The sequence below is a fragment of the Gilvibacter sp. genome, from assembly GCF_965601605.1.
Taxonomy (GTDB): domain Bacteria; phylum Bacteroidota; class Bacteroidia; order Flavobacteriales; family Flavobacteriaceae; genus Gilvibacter.
Genome location: NZ_CBFCWJ010000024.1, coordinates 11,871 through 29,524 on the forward strand (window position 1 = coordinate 11,871; position 17,654 = coordinate 29,524).

Annotated in this window: 14 protein-coding genes; 8 read left to right on the forward strand and 6 right to left on the reverse strand. The window is 44.8% G+C overall.

The genetic code is table 11. The annotated features are described in order from the left end of the window. Nucleotides 1-77 precede the first annotated feature (77 nt). Nucleotides 78-1,310 (forward strand): hypothetical protein, encoded by a 1,233-nt coding sequence (locus ACSLP7_RS06110; RefSeq protein ID WP_435578486.1) that lies wholly within the window; start codon nucleotides 78-80, stop codon nucleotides 1,308-1,310. A gap of 4 nt (nucleotides 1,311-1,314) precedes the next feature. Here ACSLP7_RS06110 and ACSLP7_RS06115 read toward each other — a convergent pair whose 3' ends face one another. Then, nucleotides 1,315-1,977 carry a hypothetical protein gene (locus ACSLP7_RS06115; RefSeq protein ID WP_435578487.1) on the reverse strand — a complete coding sequence of 221 codons (663 nt, stop codon included), beginning with the start codon at nucleotides 1,975-1,977 and terminating at the stop codon, nucleotides 1,315-1,317. Nucleotides 1,978-2,363: 386 nt separating this feature from the next. After that, nucleotides 2,364-3,005: an HAD family hydrolase gene (locus ACSLP7_RS06120; protein WP_435578488.1), complete on the reverse strand. Its 642-nt coding sequence runs from the start codon at nucleotides 3,003-3,005 to the stop codon at nucleotides 2,364-2,366. Nucleotides 3,006-3,147: 142 nt separating this feature from the next. Between ACSLP7_RS06120 and ACSLP7_RS06125 the strand changes: the two genes are divergently transcribed. The 5 genes from ACSLP7_RS06125 (at nucleotide 3,148) to ACSLP7_RS06145 (ending at nucleotide 8,718) form a co-directional block, all read left to right on the forward strand. Beyond that, nucleotides 3,148-3,426, forward strand: coding sequence for a GIY-YIG nuclease family protein (locus ACSLP7_RS06125; RefSeq protein ID WP_291187947.1), 279 nt, complete (start codon nucleotides 3,148-3,150; stop codon nucleotides 3,424-3,426). Between the two features lie 179 nt (nucleotides 3,427-3,605). Next, the gene (ileS, locus tag ACSLP7_RS06130) at nucleotides 3,606-7,007 is read left to right on the forward strand and encodes an isoleucine--tRNA ligase (RefSeq protein ID WP_435578489.1); all 3,402 of its coding nucleotides are present in this window, start codon (nucleotides 3,606-3,608) and stop codon (nucleotides 7,005-7,007) included. Between the two features lie 4 nt (nucleotides 7,008-7,011). Then, a complete protein-coding gene (locus ACSLP7_RS06135) occupies nucleotides 7,012-7,395 on the forward strand; it encodes a TraR/DksA family transcriptional regulator (protein ID WP_291188116.1) in 384 nt (127 codons plus the stop codon). Nucleotides 7,396-7,427: 32 nt separating this feature from the next. Next, nucleotides 7,428-8,054 (forward strand): hypothetical protein, encoded by a 627-nt coding sequence (locus ACSLP7_RS06140; protein ID WP_435578490.1) that lies wholly within the window; start codon nucleotides 7,428-7,430, stop codon nucleotides 8,052-8,054. A gap of 28 nt (nucleotides 8,055-8,082) precedes the next feature. Beyond that, entirely contained in the window at nucleotides 8,083-8,718 is a 636-nt protein-coding gene (locus tag ACSLP7_RS06145) for a lipoprotein signal peptidase (protein WP_435578491.1), read from the forward strand. Here ACSLP7_RS06145 and ACSLP7_RS06150 read toward each other — a convergent pair. Genes ACSLP7_RS06150 through ACSLP7_RS06165 form a run of 4 tightly spaced genes read right to left on the reverse strand, consistent with a single transcriptional unit; the run spans nucleotide 8,715 to nucleotide 13,404 of the window. Then, nucleotides 8,715-9,275 carry a 5-formyltetrahydrofolate cyclo-ligase gene (locus tag ACSLP7_RS06150; protein ID WP_435578492.1) on the reverse strand — a complete coding sequence of 187 codons (561 nt, stop codon included), beginning with the start codon at nucleotides 9,273-9,275 and terminating at the stop codon, nucleotides 8,715-8,717. The genes ACSLP7_RS06145 and ACSLP7_RS06150 overlap by 4 nt on opposite strands. Beyond that, nucleotides 9,272-10,243 carry a succinylglutamate desuccinylase/aspartoacylase family protein gene (locus ACSLP7_RS06155; protein ID WP_435578493.1) on the reverse strand — a complete coding sequence of 324 codons (972 nt, stop codon included), beginning with the start codon at nucleotides 10,241-10,243 and terminating at the stop codon, nucleotides 9,272-9,274. The genes ACSLP7_RS06150 and ACSLP7_RS06155 overlap by 4 nt, the downstream gene beginning before the upstream one ends. Then, a complete protein-coding gene (locus tag ACSLP7_RS06160; protein WP_435578494.1) occupies nucleotides 10,243-11,115 on the reverse strand; it encodes a RimK family alpha-L-glutamate ligase in 873 nt (290 codons plus the stop codon). Before ACSLP7_RS06160 ends, ACSLP7_RS06155 begins: the two co-directional genes overlap by 1 nt. A gap of 60 nt (nucleotides 11,116-11,175) precedes the next feature. Continuing rightward, entirely contained in the window at nucleotides 11,176-13,404 is a 2,229-nt protein-coding gene (locus tag ACSLP7_RS06165) for a TonB-dependent receptor (protein ID WP_435578495.1), read from the reverse strand. Between the two features lie 143 nt (nucleotides 13,405-13,547). On the opposite strand from ACSLP7_RS06165, the gene uvrC reads away from it, so the two are divergent. Both uvrC and ACSLP7_RS06175 read left to right on the forward strand, forming a co-directional pair. Further along, nucleotides 13,548-15,344, forward strand: a complete 1,797-nt coding sequence (gene uvrC / locus ACSLP7_RS06170; RefSeq protein WP_435578496.1) for an excinuclease ABC subunit UvrC — start codon at nucleotides 13,548-13,550, stop codon at nucleotides 15,342-15,344. Nucleotides 15,345-15,347: 3 nt separating this feature from the next. Continuing rightward, nucleotides 15,348-17,573, forward strand: a complete 2,226-nt coding sequence (locus tag ACSLP7_RS06175) for a patatin-like phospholipase family protein (RefSeq protein WP_435578497.1) — start codon at nucleotides 15,348-15,350, stop codon at nucleotides 17,571-17,573. Nucleotides 17,574-17,654 lie beyond the last annotated feature (81 nt).

The window sequence follows — 17,654 nt, forward strand, 5'->3', positions numbered from 1 at the left end:
AGTATCTTAAATACGTCATATGCCTAATCCCAATAAAACTCAAAAAACCCTAGCTTAGTGACCTTAAGACACTAACAATGAAACGCTTATTTCTCATCGTCCTTTTATTTACTACTTCGCTATTTGCTCAGGAAAGTCCGCAGACCCCTCTGGGTACTTATGCAGAAAAGCAAACCAAACAGGCAGATGCCTTGGCTGATGCCGGTGATGCGCTGCTAAGAGCCCAATTGGGAGAATGTGTTTCTGGTGATTGTTTGAACAGCTTTGGAATCTCCAACATGCGCGGTGGCGGTGTGTTTCACGGCTTTTATAAAGATGGGGTCGGGACGGGTTTCTCCATGATCATTGATGAAAAGAACGATATTGAGATCTTTTCTCTTTTTGATTTTGCAGAAGGTCTGGACACCGGCTTTTCTTTGGTCTATTATAACGATGATGATACCTACACCCTCTATGATTATAACAATAAAGTAGGCCTTGGATTTGATAGAGGCGGGCAGCGCTATTACAACTTTCGCATTGTGAATGACAAAGCTCAATTTGCTAAGCATATTCAGCCCAATGGGGAGGATTTAGGCTGCGTGGGTGGCAACTGTATGAATGGCTATGGCGCGTATCGGTATGGGAATGGAGATTTTTATGTTGGCCGATTGATTAACCGTCAACCCAGTGGTGTGGGGGAAGAAGTGATCAAAAGCAGCGGTAGAATTTCTTGGGGAATCTTTAGAAAAGGGAAACTGCAAGGCCATGGCGTGCGTGTGTGGGATGAATACCACTATTACTACGGAGAGTTCAAAGACAATAAAATGCACGGTCAAGGCGTGCTTCGATTGGACAAGGACACCTTTCAAGCTGGCCAGTGGATTGAAGGGGTTTATCAAGGCGAGGGTAATACGGGTTCTGGGGAGTCCGGCAGTGAAGGCGGTGCTACCACAGAAGACCGTCCGGTGGCAGCCACTCCCTTGAGTGAAGCAGACAGAGCCGCTATCTTGGCTTGTAATGGAGATTATGATTGTGTGGAGGCCCTTTATATTGCCAAGTATGAAGAGTACCGCAAAGGAGCCTCTGAGGCGGAAGGATTACAAAAGACCGCCGATTATTTGCTAGGGCAGGATTTGATCTATCCGAAGTTAACTTTTACTATGATGATGGCTTGTTATGAAGTTCCTTCGGTACTAAAATATTTACCTGAAAATTTGCGGGCGCGCATCAAGAAAGAGGCACAAGGCGTTATGGTAGATTACCAGAAGTACATCAACTCAGAAGAAACCAAAAAGGCCATTGAAGCTAAAGGTGGAAAGATGAACTAAGGCACTACTTTTTGTAAGCCGCTTCTATCATAGCCGTAATGTCAGCATCATTGGCAATGAAAGGATCTAAAAGCTCCTTTTTACACTCTTCCATAAGGGCATTTGCAATTTCCATCTGAGCTTCAGAAAGGCTGGCTTGCGCCATAAGATCAATGGTGCCGGAATCTATTCCTTTCGCCACAGCGCATTTGTAAATGCGTTGGCCGTAATCTCCTTGAGTGGCTCGATCTTTAAAGATATAATCTTGTAATTCCCCGTCTTCATAGAGCGCAACAAAGGAATAATCGCTTTGTCCAAGAACCTCATAAACGGTTTGCACCATGACATTGAGTTCGCCAAATTGCTCGCGGTAAGCCTGAGAAACCTGAGCAGAAACAGCATCTTTCATCTCACTCATTTTCAATTCGGCCTTATAACCGGCTTCTGCCACGTCCTGATCGGAATCGTTGATTTGCTTGCTTTTTTCTTTTAGGGCGATGAACTCCGGATTGCTATCTAGCGCCGTTTCCATACTGTCTGTATAGACCTTGAAGGCCGCTTGTTTGGCTTTAAAATCAGGCACAGCCAAGTTGCTGAGGTAACCAAAATCTGCACGCGCCCCTTTGGTTTGGGCCTGCAGGCTAGATCCAAAAATCAGTAGACAGAGGGCAAAAACAATCCGATTCATAAACGTAAATATCTGGTGTCTAAGATAACGAAAATGCTCCCGCTTAAATTGTTTGAGATCATTCTGTCAGACAAAATTGAAACCGTCCCACCGCATCGATAACAAAACGCGCGGCAAGAACACAATCACCGCGGCTTCACTTGAGGCTCGTTAAAATCAAGCTAGCAGGATTTGGGAATAAAGCTGTTCGGAATAGTGAACGGCTTTGCCGTGAACGAACTCTGAACAGCTCTGTCTGCTGGTAGCGTAGATTTTAGAGCTGAAAGTGTGTCGCTAGCGCTTTTGGATACTTTTGCCGCAATGGGAAAAGTATCAGAACAAAAAAGATAAAAGGTGCAAGGACTAGTCCTTGAAAAAATTAAACGTTCTTAATCCAAAGAAATCCCTTAAATATCTATTTCAGAAAAAGAAGTAATTACTCTATCCGCAAGCCTGTAATCCTGCCCTGTAGAATGCGTGGAATTAAAAGCATAACAATAAATGCCTGCAGCTTTTGCGGCCTTTATGCCGTTGGTGGCGTCTTCAATCACAAAACAATCCTCTGGTTTGTGACCGGCCATTTGCGCCGCTTTTTGAAAGATCTCCGGATGTGGTTTGGACTTGGGCAGGTCTGCGCCAGAGATCTTCCCAACAAAATATTGATCCAGCTCAAACCGATTGAACACTCTTTTGATGTTTTCCATAGAGGCAGATGAGGCCACAACCAGCTTTAATCTTGCCTCATGAAACCGAATCATGGCATCTCTAACCCCATCAATTAGTTGCAAGTTTGGACTGTAGTCAAAAAGCTCATAGAAGTACATACGCTTAAGACGCGTCAGCTCCTCGGCAGACTCTGCGGTATTGAATTGCGCAACCAATTCATCACTGATCTCTTTGGTGGAGCGGCCCGTAAAACTCTCGTAGAGTTCGTCGGAGACTTCAATGCCTACCTTTTCAAACATTTTAAAATAGGCCTCATGGTGCAAAGGTTCAGAATCAATGATCACCCCGTCCATGTCAAAGAGTACAGCTTTAGCGTTTTTCATATGACGAAAATACAAGTTCTTTAGGATATTGTGATTTTTCGAATCCTTCCGGTCATCGAGTGATTCGAATGCAATGAGAATTGTATCGAGATGACATTTTGGTTATCTTACTTAATGTATTACTCCCATATTACCTCAAAACATGGGATTCCTATACATACTCAAATGCTCCGACAGTTCTCTTTATGTCGGAAGCACAAACAATATCAATGCTAGATTTATTCAGCATCAAAACGGAATAGGTTCAGCATATACCCGAAGAAGAAGGCCAGTGAAATTGATTTTCATTCAACAATTCACTTCGTTAGAAGAGGCATTTTGGACAGAAAAAAAGATTAAAAGATGGAGCAGAAAAAAGAAGCTCGCACTTATTCAATCTGAATTCAATCGATTGGTTGAATTTTCAAGAAAAACAATGTAGATGTTATCTCGATACGATTTGCCGCAGGCAAATCACTCGATAACCGTAATAGAATTAAAATTCAGTCTTAATCAAGCTCAAACATCATCAAATCATTAAGACTCCTGATAAACCCTGATTCCAAAGGAATTTTGAGCAAAATTCCTTAATTTCGCTCCCTTATTCGAAAAGACCTATAAATGAGCGCGAAATTTGCTGAATATAAAGGACTTGACCTTCCCAAAGTTGCGGAAGAAGTACTTGATTTTTGGAAGCAAAACCAAGTGTTTGAACAGAGTGTGACCAGCCGTGAGGACGGAGAACCGTTTGTGTTCTTTGAAGGACCTCCATCGGCCAACGGATTGCCTGGCATTCACCACGTAATGGCACGCGCCATAAAGGATATTTTTTGTCGATACAAGACCCAAAAAGGTTACCAAGTTAAGCGTAAAGCGGGTTGGGATACCCACGGACTTCCTATTGAGTTGGGCGTGGAGAAAGAACTCGGCATTACCAAAGAAGACATTGGCAAAAAGATTACTGTAGAGGAGTACAACGCTGCTTGTAAAAAGGCCGTAATGCGCTATACAGACGTTTGGAACAACATGACCGAACGTGTGGGATATTGGGTAGATATGGAGGATCCATATGTGACCTATGAGCCCAAGTATATGGAAACCGTTTGGTGGCTATTAAAGAACATCTACAAGCAAGATCTTTTATACAAGGGCTACACCATTCAACCGTATTCTCCTAAGGCAGGGACGGGATTGAGTTCACACGAGTTGAATCAGCCGGGAACTTACCAAGACGTTACTGATACCACCGTTGTGGCTCAGTTTAAGGCCATCACGGAGACCTTGCCCGCCAAACTGCAGCAGTATACTGATCTGCATTTCTTGGCTTGGACCACTACGCCTTGGACGCTTCCCTCTAACACTGCTTTGACCGTTGGGCCTAAGATCGAGTACTCGGTTGTGAAGACCTACAATCAATATACATTTGCCCCGGTGACTGTGGTCTTGGCTACTGCCTTGATCGGGAAACAGTTCAGCGGCAAGTTTGAAAAGGCAGAAGACGCAGCTGCGCTAGCAGCCTATGAAGCTGGAGCTAAAAAAGTGCCTTATTTGATAGTCGATACAATTGTGGGAGCGGATTTGGTGGAGAGCCGTTACGAGCAATTGCTCACTTACGCTTTGCCAAATGATAATCCTCAAGACGCCTTCCGCGTGATCTCTGGAGATTTTGTGACTACAGAAGACGGTACAGGTATCGTGCACACTGCGCCGACTTTTGGTGCAGACGATGCCAAGGTGGCCAAAGAGGCTAGCCCAGAGGTACCACCAATGTTGGTCAAAGATGAGAATGACAACTTAGTACCCCTAGTAGACCTGCAAGGCCGCTTCCGTCCAGAAGTGGGCGAATTGGGCGGCAAGTATGTCAAGAACGAATATTACACCGATGGAGAAGCGCCAGACAAAAGCGTAGATGTGGAGCTGGCCATTATCCTGAAGACCGATAATAAAGCCTTTAAGGTGGAGAAGTACGTACACAGTTATCCAAACTGCTGGCGTACGGACAAGCCTATTTTATACTATCCTTTGGACAGCTGGTTCATTAAAGCAACTGCTTTTAAGGACCGCATGTTTGAACTCAATCAACAGATCAACTGGAAGCCTAAAGCGACCGGAGAAGGTCGTTTTGGAAACTGGCTTTCTAACGCTAATGACTGGAACCTTTCACGTTCGCGTTTTTGGGGAATCCCATTACCGATCTGGCGTACTGATGACGGGAAAGAAGAACGCATCATAGGTTCTGTGGCAGAACTCAAAGAAGCCATGGCAGAATCAGTGAGTGCTGGTTTTATGGAAGCTGATCTGTTTGCTGACTTTGTTGTGGGCGATATGAGTGAGGAGAACTACGCCAAAGTAGACCTGCATAAAAATATAGTAGACCAGATCACCTTGGTGAGCCCGTCGGGCAAGCCTATGAAGCGTGAATCTGATTTGATAGACGTTTGGTTTGATTCTGGTTCTATGCCCTATGCCCAGTGGCACTATCCTTTTGAGAATAAAGAGATGGTTGAGAAAACTTGGCGCAAAGCAGATTTCATTGCAGAAGGAGTGGACCAGACCCGTGGTTGGTTCTATACCCTTCACGCCATTGCTACCATGACCTTTGATGACGTGGCTTATAAAAACGTAGTGTCAAACGGTTTGGTATTGGACAAGAACGGTCAGAAAATGTCCAAGCGTTTGGGCAATGCTACTGATCCGTTTGAAACCTTAGACAAATACGGACCGGATGCCACGCGTTGGTATATGATCCAAAATGCAAACCCTTGGGACAACCTCAAGTTTGACATAGACGGTATCGGTGAGGTCCGCAACAAATACTTTGGGACGCTTTATAATACCTACAGCTTCTTTAGTTTGTACGCTAATTTGGACGGCTTCAATTACAGCGAGCCAGATGTGCCTATGGCAGAAAGACCAGAGATTGACCGTTGGATCCTATCGGAACTCAACACCCTGATCAAAGTGGTGGATGAAGCTTACGCAGATTACGAGCCTACCAAGGCCGCCCGAGCCATCTCCAACTTTGTTCAAGAGAATTTGAGTAACTGGTATGTGCGTTTGTGTCGCCGTCGTTTCTGGAAAGGCGCTTACGGTCCGGATAAGATCTCAGCCTACCAAACCTTGTATACCTGTTTGCATCGTGTGGCACAATTGAGCGCGCCGATTGCTCCGTTTTATATGGATCGATTGTATCAGGATCTGAACGCTGTTTGTACCTTGGAATCGGCGAGTTCTGTTCACTTAAGCGATTTCCCTAAGGCCGATGAAGCCTTGATCGACTCCGCTTTGGAACATCGTATGCAGAAGGCGCAAACAATATCTTCTTTGGTGCTCTCGTTACGCAAGAAAGAACAGATCAAAGTACGTCAGCCTTTACAGCGTATTATGATTCCTGTTTTGGATGCTGCGGATAAAGCCGAGATCGAACTCATTGCAGACTTGGTTAAATCCGAAGTAAACGTAAAAGAGATAGAACTGCTAGACGATGCCAGCGGTATTTTAGTCAAGCAAATCAAACCGAACTTTAAGGTCCTTGGGCCTAAATTCGGAAAAGACATGAAAGCCGTTGCAGCCGCGGTTTCACAATTCACTCAAGAGGACATTCAAACCATTGAGCAGAAAGGTGAAATAGCAGTTGTAATTAATGAAAAAAATATTACTTTAGGCCTGCCTGACGTGGAGATCAGCTCGCAGGACATAGAAGGATGGCTCGTGGCCAATAACGGTCCTCTCACAGTCGCCTTAGATGTTAGCATCACTCCGGAGCTCAAGAGCGAAGGCATCGCCAGAGAATTGGTAAACCGCATTCAAAATGTACGTAAGGATTCGGGCTTTGAAGTCACTGATAAAGTATCAGTAACCATCCAAAAAGCCCCAGAGTTGGAAGCTGCGGTCGCTGCTAATCTGGATTATATTAAAACGGAAACTTTAACCGCGAGTCTCGAGTTCGCCGATGACCTAAAAGAAGGCACGGAAGTTGCATTTGACGATATCGAAACCCGACTAGCGATAAAAAAATATTAGGACTATGGCGCAAGAATTGAAAAACCGCTACAGCGATAAGGAACTAGAAGCATTTCGTGAGATCATCATGGAAAAGATGGAGAAGGCTCAACAACAATTGGAGTTGATTGAGAGCGCTTATAAAAACGATTCCAACAACGGAACCGATGATACCTCACCGACCTTCAAGGCCTTTGATGAAGGTTCTGAAGTGATGAGTAAAGAAGCCAACTCTCAATTGGCGATCCGCCAAGAGAAGTTCATTCGCGATTTGAAGAACGCATTGATCCGAATTGAGAACAAAACCTACGGCATTTGCCGTGTGACCGGAAAATTGATCAATCCGGAGCGCTTGAAGTTGGTACCTCACGCTACTCTGAGTATTGAGGCCAAAAACATGCAGAAATAATTTAGACGCCCCGTTATGGGGCGTTTTTGTTTATGTCTCGATTCCTGCAGATTTTATGTACGCTGTTGTGTACCTTCACAGCGACAGCCCAAAGTGAAACCATCAAAGATGTGGATGCCTCTGCTTTGGAGGTATTGCAAGTGGACGTGGACAATATTGCACGTTTGACGGTTCGTAGCAGTCAGACCGATCGCTTCAAAGCCTTTTTGAACACAGAAGGAGAGTTTGCCCAAGAACTCGTACTCAATGTTTTTGAAACAGGCGGGACCTGGAACGTCAATATAGGTTTTGCTCCTGGCTTTCTGCCTGAGGATGACAAACTGGGCGCTCATAAAGTGATTTCGGCAGAACTGACTCTAGAAATCCCAGAAGGAAAATATTTGAACGTTTCCGGACGTTGTTTAAGTGTGGCTTTAAATGGAGGTTTCGCCGGAGTAGAATTACGACTCGATGCAGGTAATATAGATGCCAAGAACTTTTTGGCTTCAGGAGTTTTAGAGACTTCTAATGGGAATGTGCGTGTCAAAGGACAAAGAGGACTTTACGCGGAAACTGTTGGACAAGCCGATAAAATTGCCAATGAATTACCCCAGAGTGGAACGCACTTGATTCGTGTTGTGGTACCGCAGGGAAGTATCCATCTCAAAGCCAAAAATTAGTGTATTTTTGTAGCCTTAAAACTCGCTAATGTCTTTAAAGAAAGCAGGTATTATCATTTTTCTCGTTTTGCTGATCGATCAGGTCAGCAAGATCTATATCAAGACCCATTATCAACTGCATGGAGGCTTTAGCGTTTTGGGCCAAGATTGGTTCAGAATCTACTTTATTGAAAATGAAGGTATGGCCTGGGGAGCTAAAATTCCTGGGAAATATGGCAAGCTATTCTTAACCTTATTTAGACTGATTGCTATTGTTGGGATTGGCTATTGGCTGTGGGATTCTGTAAAGAAACAGACCTCTCGAATCCTTACTGTAGCAGTGTCATTCATCTTTGCTGGAGCCTTTGGAAACATTATTGATTCTGTGTTTTACGGCATGATCTTCAACGACTCTTTAGGACAAGTGGCTAGCTTTATGCCGGACGATGGCGGTTATGCGCCAATCTTTTATGGGAAGGTAGTGGACATGCTTTATTTCCCGCTTTGGTCGGGTGATTTGCCGGAATGGTTACCGTTCTGGGGCGGAGAACGTTTTACCTTCTTTGAGCCGGTTTTCAATATTGCCGATGCCTCGATTACCTGCGGGGTTTTAATGCTTTTGATATTCCACCGCAAGGCATTTCCAAAGAAACCAGATACCGTCGCTTCGCTATCTGAGGACTAAAATTTATAGACCTTTTCTGGACTGATGCAGTAATCCAAAGGGATATCTGTTGGATCATTAGGTATGTCCTGTTCAGGAGGAAAAAAAGAAAGCCCAATTTTGATCACTTGCGAATCGCAATCGGCTAGAAAACGATCGTAGAATCCTTTACCGTAACCCAATCGATTTCCTTTTAAGTCATAGGCCAATAAGGGAATAAAGATCACTTGCAGTCTTCGAGCAGCGATCTCTATACCACCCTGTGGTTCTGGAATACCCCAAGCATTGGGCTTAATCACCGTATGGTCTTCCAAGAGATAATGGGTGAGGCTGGAATCTTCAAAATTGCTTTTAGAAACCACCACACTCTTGTCCTTGCCTTGCAGTATGTGTAAAAGGTATTCTGTATTGACTTCCAACTGTCGGGCAATAGGCAAGAATAAATGGTAGTATTGAGACTCCCAAATGGGCAAAGTCAACCCCTGATTGGCAATGGCCAAGCTGCAGTCTTCACGAGCTTCTTCTGATAAGTTTTGGCGCTTTGATTTATACGCCTTTCTCAAAGCGGCTTTGGTCATTGGTTTTCGGTGGAGATGTGGAACAGAGCGTCTCCTTGATAGACAATTGGCGCCTCATTGACATTGATCACATAGCCTGCCGTGTTTGATCGGATCCAATAATGCACCTTGCCATAAGGGTCGGTGATATGACCCAAAACATGCCCAACCGGAACATGCTCTCCAGCCTTTACAGAGGGTTTGAACATACCAGAAGTAGAGGCTCTCAGCCAACGGCTCTGTGTGATCACCACCGATTTATTTTTGGGAGAACTCACCTTGAATCTAGAGCGCAACATGCCCAATTCATTCAAGACGCGTTTGGCACCATTGACTCCCGTGTTGCTCACCACATTGTCTATGCTGTTGGACTTTCCGCCTTCAAAGAGCAAGGCGGTGATGTCGTTTTTCTCGCAATAACTGCGGAAGGATTTTTTGATGTTTTTGGAGTGCAGAATAAAAGGCGCGTTAAAGATCTCCGCCAATTGATTCTGTCTTTTGTTTTGCCCGGTAATGCGAATATGCGGCACGTTGAATCTGCTAGAGCCTCCCGTGTGAAAGTCCATGCAGTAGTCAATATGCGGCATGATCTGTTTGGTGAGCTGATAGGCAAATTGAGAGGCTAAAGAGCCCGATCGGCTGCCGGGAAAGACTCTGTTGAGGTCGCGTCCGTCTGGAAATTCTCTCGACTTTTGAATAAACCCAAAGATGTTCACGATAGGAATACAAACAATGGTTCCAATTTTAGGTTTGTTGATTCCTTTTGCAATCAATTGACGTACCACTTCAATCCCGTTGACTTCGTCTCCATGAATCCCAGCGGTAAACAATACCGTTGGACCATCTTTTTTGGCTCGTTCAATTATAATGGGGACATCTATTTTGGTCTGCGTGTGCAGGGTTGCCGTGTTAAGGTTAATCTCTACGGAGGCTCCAGGAGCGATTTCTTCGCCACAGAGCTCCAAAAATTTTGCTTGGTTTTTGGCCATTAGCGTTTATTTCTTTCTATATAGCTGATGAAGTGCCGGGCTACATCAATACCGGTTGTATTCTCTATACCTTCTAAACCAGGGGTGGAATTGATCTCCAAAACCAAAGGCCCATTTGCAGAAGGCAAGATATCTACGCCGCATGCGCCCAAACCTAAGGTTTTGGCGGCTCTTACGGCCAGCGCTTCTTGTTTATAATCGAGTTTAACGGGAATTGCAGAAGCCCCTCTATGCAAATTGGATCTAAAATCTCCGTCCTTGCTTTGTCGTTTCATAGCTGCAACCACATTGCCGCCAACTACAATGGCACGCAAATCAGTTCCTTTCGATTCTGCAATGAACTCCTGCAGCACATAACGCGCTCCAAGGCTGTTTAGTGTCTCTAAGGTAGAAAGAGCACTCTGTCTGCTCTCTGCTAAGATCACGCCTTGTCCGTGAGTCCCTTTTAAGAGTTTGATGATCACCGGATAAGAACTCCAACCTTCCAGCATTTGCTCCGGGTCCCGACTGTTGCCCAAAATGGTCATGGGTGTTGGAATCCGCGCTCGAGAGAGCAATTGGAAACAAGTCCATTTGTCCCTTGAAGTAATTATGGATTCACTGCTTACGGTACTAAAAACCCCTTGGGCTTCAAAGTGCCTTACTACGGAGGATCCAAAATAGGTATTGCTGGTCCCGATCCTGGGAATGATCGCATGCAGATCGTCTACCACATCGCCTAAATAATACACCTTAGGTTGCCCATCTTCAATGCTGAGCATACAATGCGTCGGATCAATGATCTCCACATCGTGGTTATGAAGTTCGGCCGCCTTGAACAGACTTTGGGTCGAGTACAATTGCGCACCGCGCGATAATATGGCAATATTCATGTGCCGCGTCAAATGATTTACTATTGCAAAATAGCAAAAAATCAGCCGCTTAGCCCCACATTAGAAACTATAGGTGATCTGTCCACGGATAAAACGAGGCGTTCCCGGGGTAAAGTGGATCTCTTCCACCGGTAAAGCTTCATTCTGTAAGCGGCTGTTGGTGGCAAACTGAGTTTCTTCCCATTCGGTGTCAAAAATATTCTCTACCGAGATGCCAAAGCGCCAATTTCCAACGCTGTAAGCGATGTTCGCATCCGTTATAAAATAACCTGCTGCAACTATAGAATCATCTTCATTGGCGGGTCTGTCGTCTATAAAACGATAGCGCAATCCGCCGCTAAAACCGTTCGAAAAATCAACAGTCGCGCTTCCTGTTGCCGTCCAAGAAGGTGCTAAAGGGATGCGGTCTTCTCCAGAAGGAGCTTCCAGACTGCGAGCGTAGGCGTAATTGAGGTCTTGTTGCAAATACAACCAAGGCGTTGGTTGATAACGCAAGCCTAGATCGAATCCCAAACGACGGGTCTCTCCACTCGGCTCTACAACAGCCTCGTCGCCCACGTAAACAAACTCCTGCTCCAGGTATAAATGCCAAAGCGCAAAGTTCAGAAACAGTTTTTCGCTGGGTTTAAAGTTGAGCCCGAGATCCGTTCCAAAAGCTTTGGGTAAAGTACTGTCTACAGCTCCGGGCGTGACAGATACTCTCGAATCATTGGAGTGAAAGCCCAATCCATTTTTTAAATAGAATTGCAACTCGCTCTTAGGCTGATAAAAGAGGTTGAATTTTGGAGTCAAACGTAAGGTGGTTGCCGTTTGATTGCTAAAGGTCGGAGACAGTCTGTCCGTATAATCGAACTGAAAACCGTCTAAGCGCAGTCCAGGATTAAAGCGCCATTTGCCGAGGGTCAGATTTGCAGAGGCAAAGAGGAATCCGTGGGTCTGATCCACGTCTCCAAAGGCTAATTGTTCCAAAGTTTCTTTACGATTTTTGGTACGCGACAATTCTATATCGTCTACATTATCATAGCGCAATCCGGCTCCAATTTGATACTTCACCACCTGTTCGCCTAAGCTGAATTTATGATCTAAAGCGGTTTGGAAGCCCATGAGTTCTCGGTCTTCAAACTGCCGGATCTGATCTCCATCCACCGGATTTTCCAAAAAGAAGGTGAAGTTAGAAAACAGTTCAAAATCATAACGAGAGTAGTAAAGTGTTGAGTTCAGTTTACCGCCATTTTTGAGGCGTTTAAAATGATTGAATACTAAGTTGGATCGGGAGGTGTTTCCGCCTTCAGTATTGTCTATGGCTCCAAAGCGATCGATCTGCCCGGAAAGCACTGCACGCCATGGAATTTGCCCAGACGCGGTCCATTTACTGCTAAAGTGTGAGGCGCTGATTTCGAGTTTTTCATCATTGCTGATGCGGGTGTTGAATTTGGTGAAGAGGTTTACGCGGTTAAAGTTCTGAGGACTGATAAATGGCCCGTCAAAGGCGTTGAAAGATCCTGCTGCATAAGCCTGAGTCTTGTCTCCATCTAAAAGTTTAAAAAGCCCTACTGTTCTGAAAGACGCAAAGTCTCCGTAGCTCACGCTAATACTGCTGCGGTCAATTCTGTTCTTAGTATTGAAGGCAACATAACCCGCGGTAGTGAAATCCCCGCGATTGGCCTCATAAGGGCCTTTGCCAAAATCAATATTGCTCAAGGTCTCTGGGATCACAAAATGCAGATCGCTATAGCCTTGTCCGTGGGCGTGAGAAACCATATTGACGGGAAGTCCGTCAACGCTTAAGTTTATATCTGTCCCATGATCAATGTCAAATCCGCGCAGGAAGATCTGCTCGGCTTTTCCGCCTCCTGCATGCTGGCCAATGAATAACCCAGGCACTCTTTGTAAAAGCTTTTGAGAGGATTGCGCTGGATTCAATTTGAGGTCTACATCTACCATTTGCACGTCTAGGGGAACTCCTGGACTGATCACAATTTGGTCCAGAGAGAGGCGGGAAGACTCTAGAATCCAAATATTGTCATCTTTTTGAATGAAATCCGCAGCGGTAAAGCTTAAGGTCTCATAGCCAAGGTGCGAAAATTGAATGGTATCCGTTACTTGGAGCTCGGAGAGTTCAAAGTAACCGTTGGCGTCTGTGTGGGTGTGGGTGTTGTTGGTGGTGTTGATCACCACCACGTCTTGCAGGGGTGTTGCAGATGCATCTTGGATGGTTCCGCTGAGGTTTTGTGCGGTAAGACTGCATCCCATCAGCAAAAAAGAAAAAAGCAATAGTGTGTTGCGCATGGCAATGATTTTTGTCGGTTCTATTTTAGATACGCAAGCACTGCCACCTTGGATTTTATAAAGGGCTGTTTTTTGAAAATGGAGGTTAAAAACTCTGCAGTAATGACAGCGGCAATATTACAGACATCCTGTATCTTTGGGTTATGGATCAGGCTTCTGTAAAACTTCAAATTTCTACCCTTCCCGATGCTCCCGGCGTTTATCAGTACTACGACGAAGCCGGTAAATTGCTTTATGTGGGCAAGGCGAAGAATTTAAAGAAGCGGGTTTCTTCTTATTTTACCAAACAGCACGATAACGGTCGGATTCGGGTGATGGTCAGAAAGATCGTCCAGATCAAACACATTGTGGTAGAGACCGAAAGCGATGCCTTGCTTTTGGAGAATAATTTGATCAAAAATCAGCAGCCGCGCTACAACGTTTTACTCAAAGACGACAAGACCTATCCATGGATCTGTATCAAAAAGGAGCGCTTCCCAAGAGTGTTTCCAACGCGTCGTGTGATCAAAGATGGGTCCGAGTACTTTGGTCCGTACACCAGCATGAAAACGGTGCATACCCTTTTGGATCTCATTAGAGGGCTGTATCCACTGCGCAATTGCAATTACGATCTGGCTCAAACCAAGATTGATGCAGGCAAATACAAAGTCTGTTTGGAATTTCACTTGGGCAATTGCTTGGGGCCTTGTGAAAACAAGTATTCAGAAGATCAATACAATCAGAATATTGATGCCATCCGCCAGATCATTAAAGGAAACTTCAAAGATTCCATAGGTCGCTTCAAACAGCAAATGAAAGATCACGCTGCAGCTATGGAATTTGAGGACGCCCAACGGATCAAAGAAAAGCTGACCGTTTTAGAGAATTACCAGGCCAAATCGACCATAGTCAATCCAAAGATCAACAATGTGGATGTGTGTTCCATTGTCTCTGATGAGAGCTACGGCTATGTGAACTTTTTACAGCTTTCTTACGGGTCTATTGTGCGCTCGCACACCTTGGAGATGAAAAAGAAGCTGGATGAGTCTGATGAAGAACTGCTGAGTTTAGCCGTGGTAGAAATGCGACAGCGTTTTGATTCTCAAAGTAAGGAGATTTACCTGCCTTTTAAGTTGGATTTAGGCGATGAAATCAAGGTACATGTGCCTAAGATGGGAGACAAGAAACACATTTTGGATCTCTCCATCCGCAATGCGAAGTACTACCGTATGGAGCGCTTTAAGCAGACCAAGATCACGGATCCAAACCGTCATGAGAATCGCATCATGGCCCAAATGAAAAAGGACTTGCGCCTTTCAGAAGAGCCGCGTCATATTGAGTGTTTTGACAACTCGAATATTCAGGGAACCAATCCGGTGGCTGCTTGTGTGGTCTTTAAAAACGGTAAGCCCAGCAAGCGCGATTACCGCAAATTCAACATCAAAACCGTAGTAGGTCCAGATGATTTTGCCTCCATGGAGGAGGTGGTGTACCGTCGTTATAAACGCTTGTTAGAAGAAGAGCAACCCTTGCCTCAGCTCATTATTATAGACGGGGGAAAAGGGCAGTTGTCCTCAGCACTAAAGGCCCTAGAGGCCTTAGATTTGCGTGGGAAGATCGCCATTGTGGGTATTGCCAAACGTTTGGAAGAATTGTTTTTTCCAGACGATCCGATTCCCTTGTATTTGGACAAGAAGTCAGAAACACTTAGAATCATCCAACAGCTCAGAAATGAAGCTCACCGATTTGGGATCACCTTCCACCGCGATAAGCGAAGTAAAGATGCCTTGGAAACTGAATTGGAGACCATTCCGGGGATTGGTGAGAAAACGGTGATTACCTTATTGCAACATTTTAAAAGCGCTAAGCGGGTTCGCAACGCAACCTTTGAAGAATTGGAGCAACTTGTAGGTGTAAGCAAGGCAAGTTTGATTGCCCGACATTTTAACATCACCCCCTAGATCATGCGACTGCGCGCTACTTTTCTTTTTATTCTTTTAATGCTGAGTGGAAGCTTAAAGGCCCAAGAGCAATCCCAAGACCTTAAAGTAGGTCTAGTGTTGAGTGGTGGTGGAGCCAAGGGTTTGGCACATATTGGAGCCCTCAAAGTTATTGAAGAATCCGGTATTCGCATTGATTATATTGGCGGTACGAGCATGGGCGCCATTATTGGTGGATTGTATGCTTCGGGCTATTCTGCTACACAGTTGGATTCCATTTTTAGAGCGCAGGATTTTGATAAACTCATTCAAGATGAATTGCCGCGAGACGCACGTACTTTTTATGAAAAGGCCGATGCGGAGAAATATGCCATTACCCTTCCTTTTGATGGATTTAAAGTAGGCGTGCCTGCTTCCTTTTCTAAAGGCCAGAACGTATACAATTTGCTTTGGCAGCTTACCCAACATTTAGGCGGCGAAGTAGATTTTACCCAAATGCCCATTCCGTTTTTCTGTATGGCTACGGATGTAGAACTGGGAACTCAAGTCATGTTAGAATCTGGGTATTTGCCGCGAGCCTTGACCGCAAGTGGTGCCTTACCTTCTTTATTCAGTCCTGTAGAATTGGACGGGCGTGTTTTGATAGACGGCGGAGTGATTAACAACTATCCGGTAGATGAGCTTCGTGCCAAAGGCATGGACATAATTATTGGGATCGATGTGCAAGATGAGCTCCGTGACCGAGAGCAGTTGGCCTCGGCTTTGGACGTTTTGGTGCAGATCAACAATTTCAGGACCATTCAAGCCATGGATACCAAGATTCCTAAAACGGACATTTACATCAATCCGGCCATTGATGATTTTACCGTGGTCTCTTTTGATCAAGGCAATGCCATTGTGCAATCCGGTATTGATGCTGCCCTTGAACAGTTGGATGCTATGAAGGAACTGGCCGCTAAGCAGCAAAATCCACCCTTGGAATACAAGGTGAATCAGCCTTCAGAAACACTAAAGATCAATCGCGTGGACATTAGTGGGAATGAAAAGTACACCCGCTCTTATGTTTTAGGGAAACTGCGCTTAAAATCTCCGTCTGAGACCAGCTTTGCCAGCTTTAGTGATGGGGTAAAGAACTTGATGGCCACCGGGAATTTTCAGGCCATTGATTACGATTTTAATAAAACGCCGGACGACTCCACCCAGGTTTCCATCACCTTAAAAGAAAGTAAAAGTCGCATGCTCTTGCGTTTGGGTGCTCACTATGACAATTTGTACAAGAGTGCCGCGCTGGTCAATATGACCTTTAAGCGGGTTTTGACCAACAATGACATTGTTTCCTTAGACCTTATTGCTGGAGATAATATCCGCTACAATTTTGACTATTACGTAGACAAAGGTTATTACTGGAGTATTGGGCTGCGATCTTATTTGAATGAATTTGAGACCAACGTGCCTCAAGAGTTGTTTTTAAACGATGTTATTGACCCGGGGCCACTGAATAAGTTGGCTTTGGAATACTTTGAGTGGACCAATCAAGTCTATGTGCAGACGCTCATTGGTAATGCTTTTGCCTTTGGAGTTGGCGTGGAGCACAAGCGTTTCAATCAGTTCAGTGACACTTTTGGACTCACTCCAGGGGAATCCCGTACCTATTTTGATGAGACGGATTACGGCAGTTTGTTAGGGTTTTTGAAGTACGATACAAGAGACGATGTCTACTTCCCAACCAAAGGGTTTTTCTTTGAGGGCCAAATAAATGTGTATCTCACTGCATCTGGGAGAAACGATCGTTTCAAGGAGTTTTCTATTGCTAAAGCTCGTTTGGGTGGCGCCAAGCGTTTTGGAGATTTTACCGTCTTTGTTGGGACAGAAGGCGGCTTTAAAATTGGAGATGATTCTACCCGCACTTTTGACTTCTTTTTAGGCGGCTACGGTTTTAGACAAACCGGGAATTTGATGCCTTTTATAGGACTGGAGCCTTTGAGTTTTAGGGGAGACACTTATTTAAAGGCGGACCTACGTTTAGACTATGAGATCTTTGCCAAAAACCACCTCTTTGGTGTGGTCAATATTGCCAATATTGGCAATAATCTATTTACCAATAATCAGTGGATTGACGGTATTGATTACTCCGGATACGGACTGGGTTATGGTTTTGAAACCTTTGCCGGACCACTACAACTCATCTACAGCTATTCGCCAGAAGTAGCAGAAAGCAATTGGTATGTGTCCCTAGGATTTTGGTTTTAGGGGGAATTTCTGTCTAAACGAAGCTTATTTTTTCGATATTTGTGTAATGGCATTCAAACGCAATAACAGGCTGTTTTTTAA